Consider the following 5,057-nt stretch of genomic DNA (forward strand, 5'->3'; position numbering starts at 1 on the left):
CTGGAGATAGATACAGCCTTAGCGTGGTTTTCTGTACAGTTGCTACTCAAACCCCTTTTAATAGGTTTTTAACTGCTTGGTGTTGTTGATCTAAATGCTTAATTTTTAAGTCTTTGAGTTCTCTGGGGTTGCCATTCTGTTTGACCAAGATATCTGAGTCGATATCCTCAAACCATGTAGCAAGACCCAGCTTTTCATTCTTGGCATTAGCTCCGTAACCAAACTGAACTGGGTATCTTCCAGCACTATGGTCAAACAAGTTTAGTGTAGTACCCTCATAGCTTCCTAGACCTGTTAAGGTAGACTTTGATGTATCAATATCAAAATATTTCCACTTATCAGCTTGATCTTTGGCAAAACTCTTACTAACTTGTTCTGTTTTCTGACCGCCCCAGCCTTCTCCATTTGTTCCTTTTCCTCTGAATGTAAAGGTAAGATCGACTTCAAATTGTCCTGAATCTGCTGTATCGCTATCATTGTCCTGAATATAGCCTAGTAGACGAGCACCATCAATCTTGCCATTTTCATCTTCATCAAATGTATAGAATAAAGCATCCCCATACCAGTGATAATATTTGCTATCACCATCGTTTCCAGAAAACCAGAAAGCATGTTGTCCATTTGCATAATCTTCTGCTAGGAAATATTCTAATACTTCATCGTTAGAATGTATACCCATATCCTTGAAGGCATCAGTATTTACATTATTTGTTTTATCTAGTGTTTGCAATACGAGTGCTGCTGCTTCTTGCGCCTGCCCTAATGTACCTAAAGCTACGGAACCTAAAACAAATGCAGTAGTTAATAATTTAGATTGAGTTGTCTTCATCTGCTTTCTTTATTTGGAATGTGCGTTGTTTAACTAAACTCAATATAACTAAACCAAATGGCTAATAGGTGAATAAACGATAAAGATTTGCATAAGTTTGAACAAGGTCATCAAGACAAGACTCAAAGCCTTGCCATACTTAAGGTTTAATCTATTTATAGGGAGGGAAATATAAGCTTAACTCCGTGGATACAGCGATAAATTATCACCTAATCCCGCAAAATAACCCCCTTAAAATTGGTTGATTTGCCACCATTGCAATACATTATGGAAAAAAGATTGCTGGACAAGAATTCGTGAAAGTATTATCAAGAAGGAGTTTATGCAAAATCACATCCTAAATTAGAGCAGGTAAAATCCGTGCTAATATTTAGGAAATATTTCCTAGCAACATATCAATTCAGTGCGATCGCGTAGCGTGCCAGAGGCATATCGCTGCTATCCCTTTGGCCTTTCAGTTGTCATGGCCAGAGAGAGCTGCATTAGAGAATAAACAGGACTTACGCAAAACCTAGATCATTAATGTCATTGAGACCATAGGAAGCAATCTCAAACCCTGACATTTCGTTGAAATTGTATTGAACTATAATTGCATCTACGATAAATTTCTATAATTGGGTTTGTCCTGTAGGTATTTTAGGAGAAGCATATTATTAATTTTATCTATACTTCTAATACATATCAAGTTATCAGGCATATTAACAGTAGGCCACATACAATATTTCTCCTTTAGAAAATAGATATAGCAACTTTTCATCTTTATTTTTATCTCTACAAATCAATCTATTTTCTTCTCCTCAAAAAAAGGTTTCGGTATTTATTTAAGTAATATCACTTAACCACTACAAAAAAGTAAGCCATTTAACGTATATTTAGATTATTTTCATCAGTATTATCACTATTTTTTTTAAGTTATTCTAATAAAAATAGATCGTTGAAAATACATATTTATGTTGTTTTCGTAAAGATATCCCTTTATCTATTGCATTTTTCAGAAAAGTTGTGCATCATAGTAAATGAAAGGTAAGCAAGCAGAACTAAAAAAAAATATCCGGATTCTGCTCTATTATTCTAGAAGTTAAAAATTACAACAAAACAAACAAGGACAATAATTAAGATGAAAAGCGTATTATCCACTGTATTAGCTACTTCTTTAATGAGCATTGGGTTGGTTGGTGTTTCCGCTACAGATGCTTTTGCTAAGGGTGGTCCCAACAAGAGTGATGACAGCAGCACCTCCGTATCTTGCGAGAATATGTTTAACGTGGACAACGTTTACAGTAATATAGCCCCCTACACAGGTACCTATCTAGGCTGCGAACGTGGTACTACCAAAAATGACTCGAATAGTCAAAGTGAAGTTGAAGGTTTGAGCTTATGGGACAACGAAGTAACATCAATAGGTTGGGATAACAAAGACCTCTATAAAATAGATGTTGACTCCGAGTATAATAATGGTCCTACGAGCGTAGAATCCAATTTATTGAATTATACGCTAGACATTGTTGGAGGAGGAGGCGGAAGCGAGGGAACAGTAACATTTGATGAAAATGTTAACTACCAATTCGCAATGGTTCTCAAAACAAGCACAGAATGGAGCGCTTACTTCTTTGATGGTATCGAAAAAGGTACAGTTTTAGACTGGAATACTATGGGAGTCGCCCTTGATGGCAGCGGAAACGCAGGTAAAGGTTTGTCTCATATATCCTTCTATGTTTCCGATGTATACGTTGATCTCAACAACAACATGAATTATGAACCAAAAGTGCGCGTGCCAGAACCTAGCAGCATTGCAGCTTTAGCATTCATCGGTGGTGGAATGTTCCTTTCCCGTCGTCGTCAGTCTCACTAAGAAATTTCTTTGAACTATAATTGCATCTACTATAAATTCTAAAGTTAGAAAAAATGATATTCCCATAACTGGGATTCTCCTAAAAACTCAACAGGAGAATACCAGTATTTTTTTTGTTTGTATATTCATAGTAGTAGTGCGTCTAGACTAAAATTGTGGGTAAAACCTAACCCCGTAACCCCATTCCCTACAAGGGAAGCGGGAGTTTCTCCCCTCTCCTTGTAGGAGTTATGCTTTATAAACATCTTTCTTAACATAAAATTTGACACGCATAGAGAAGTTATGTATTTGCTATTCAATGCAGATTTCAGGAGAGTAAACCTATTTATAGCGGTTTTCACAAAGGTAGACTACAAAATTTATTGTTATTAATTTAGAATGCACGAATTCAGAATTCAGAATTATTAAATTAAGGGATAGTATAAAAAACTTCTGCTTTCTGGCTTTAAGTAAAATCTCTGTACTCTATGTTAATGAAAACTGCTATAATTAGAGGTTTTTCTCCCCCCATCGCCCCATCTCCCCATCTCCCCATCCCCCCATCTCCCTATCAGAAAAGAGTTTATAAGGGATAGTTGGGGGAGAGGTCTTAATTGACTCGCTCTTTACCCACATTTTCAAGCTAGACGTCCTAGTAGTTCTAGTGTTGAACAGTTGTCATTGCGACGAAAGAAAGTAATCTCCGCGCACCTCTGAGATTGCTTCCTTTCACTACGTTCCAGTCGCAATGACTTGGGTATGGTAATTATCAAAATTCTATATAACAGATAACAGACTGACACAGTTAATGAACTTGCATTAGATTATTGGTGTAGGGGGGCAGGTTTATCTGAATAATAGTGAATTGAGAAAAACTATTATGACTCCTAATATCATGTCCGGATAATTAGTGATAAAAAAACTTTCTTCTTTTTATACTTTCTTTCTCCTCTCTTCCCTCCTGACTCCTGTCTCCTGACTCCTGACTCCTCCCCGATTTATTTATAACTATTCAACCGGACATGATATAACTCCTCCAAATATAATACTAAAAAACCCAATTTCCTCCTTGAAACTGGGCTTTGACTACCGCACTTAAATATTATTCAGAAATTAACTGCAAACAACATAAAAAATAAATAATTTAAAATCAGAAATAGATTTTAACAATACCTAGTAATATCCTCTCCACAGACATCTGCTAGAAAACTTAAAGCTCTAAATCTTAATCCGATAAATTGGTCGTACAAAGGATTAAGTTTACACATAGGAGGAATGTGGAAAAGTAGATGTCCGAATAGTTTTATATCTCTCTCAAAAGGACATTGAGCTGGAATTAATTGACATAACCAATGTGCCATTTTTGGACTATTTATTTCTACACCATCAAGATATCTTCTAATTGGTTGTAGTAGCTTATCTAAGTAGTTATGAGGAGCGGGAGCAACTTCTGGTGAAATACTTGTAATGGAACTCATAATCAGATAATCCTATATAAATTCAACTCTATCAATATATATACTTTAACTTTTATGTCACCCCATTGCATAGTTAAATTGGCCTATTTTGACAAACTTTCACAATAACTTTAATTTTTTCCCCTACTATTGTGAAGATTCGATTAAGTATTTTAATTTGTGTTTCAAATTACAGGCTTTTATTAAAAAAATTTGTTAATGCAGACATTAAATGATTGAAACTAAAAAAAGAATTATTATCTATAAAAATTAGCAAAATGTTCAGTAAATTTGCATAAAAAAATAATTATAAAAAAACTTCAATTAAGCAAATTGTTATCTAATATACTGAAGTTTAATTCTATTACATTATTTGGAAAAATATGTTGATCTAAATCACAATAATATAGAGACTTTCTATGGAAAGTCCCTACAAAAGTTAAAAAAAAGCTTATTAATTTGCTGGAGATATTTAAGTAGGTAGGTCTAAATTAAATGTTGAAAAAATTGCAGGGGCGGGTGTATTCCAAAGGCTGGACATAAGGGCAATGTAGTCTATTACAGCCCTTTTCAGTTGAGTAGACCACTAAACTCATTGTTAGGAGTCAGTAGTCAGTAGTCAGTAGTCAGGAGTCGTAGGGGCGATTTCCGTTTGTCATGCCCTCGTTCTTCAAATTATGACTGATTGAAAACTGCTATGGCATTTAGCGTTCCGCACAACTTCGTTTTGCTAGCGCAAAGCTCCGCTAATGGCTAAGAGCCGACATGAAAAACGCTGCGCGACATGAAACACCGAGCGTGGCGTCAGCCGTATCACTCAAATTACTGAAGATGATGCCGTGGGTTGATTTAAAGATTCTGGTTTATTCATATTAAAGCACTACGCATTACAGCGCTTTTCAGTTGAGTAGACCACAAAACTGTTGTAGGAGTAATGAGT

At 35.5% G+C, this 5,057-nt stretch carries 3 protein-coding genes; 1 reads left to right on the forward strand and 2 read right to left on the reverse strand.

Annotated features, from left to right (window positions below):
* Positions 1-46 precede the first annotated feature (46 nt).
* Positions 47-829 carry a hypothetical protein gene (locus ACP6PL_RS09745; protein WP_426544982.1) on the reverse strand — a complete coding sequence of 261 codons (783 nt, stop codon included), beginning with the start codon at positions 827-829 and terminating at the stop codon, positions 47-49.
* A 1,117-nt stretch (positions 830-1,946) separates the two neighbouring features.
* On the opposite strand from ACP6PL_RS09745, the gene ACP6PL_RS09750 reads away from it, so the two are divergent.
* The gene (locus tag ACP6PL_RS09750) at positions 1,947-2,681 is read left to right on the forward strand and encodes a PEP-CTERM sorting domain-containing protein (RefSeq protein WP_426544984.1); all 735 of its coding nucleotides are present in this window, start codon (positions 1,947-1,949) and stop codon (positions 2,679-2,681) included.
* A 1,142-nt stretch (positions 2,682-3,823) separates the two neighbouring features.
* Here ACP6PL_RS09750 and ACP6PL_RS09755 read toward each other — a convergent pair.
* Complete coding sequence (locus ACP6PL_RS09755) at positions 3,824-4,138, reverse strand: Mo-dependent nitrogenase C-terminal domain-containing protein (RefSeq protein WP_426544986.1); 315 nt, start codon at positions 4,136-4,138, stop codon at positions 3,824-3,826.
* Between the last annotated feature and the right edge of the window lie 919 nt (positions 4,139-5,057).

This window comes from Dapis purpurea BLCC-M126, assembly GCF_050015975.1.
In the GTDB taxonomy this organism is placed as follows: domain Bacteria; phylum Cyanobacteriota; class Cyanobacteriia; order Cyanobacteriales; family Microcoleaceae; genus Trichodesmium.